Genomic DNA, 244 nt, shown 5'->3' on the forward strand with positions numbered 1-244 from the left:
CTTCTGATCCTACTTGATCTTTAAAGTGTTCTATATCTTCAGGATAACCAACTACAATAAGGTCGTCCCCTTTTAGTAAAACTGTATCATTTCTCCCGAGAAAGCTTCTATCCCCTCTGATTACCCTGCTGATGACAACGGAACTATTCTTATTAAGGCGGAGTTCCTTTAATGTCTTTTTGTGATATTCGTCTTTTTCCACCCTAACCATTAATGACCGCGGCGAGCCCTGATGCCTGACAGG

Annotated in this window: 1 protein-coding gene; it reads right to left on the reverse strand. The window is 41.8% G+C overall.

The genetic code is table 11. The features are described 5' to 3' along the window. The coding region (locus AOA60_RS18365; protein ID WP_218240707.1) for a TrkA C-terminal domain-containing protein at positions 1–202 on the reverse strand (202 nt) is incomplete at its 3' end. Positions 203–244 lie beyond the last annotated feature (42 nt).

Source organism: Pseudomonas sp. 2822-17 (genome assembly GCF_002742485.1).
Lineage (GTDB): Bacteria > Pseudomonadota > Gammaproteobacteria > Pseudomonadales > Pseudomonadaceae > Aquipseudomonas > Aquipseudomonas cyclaminis.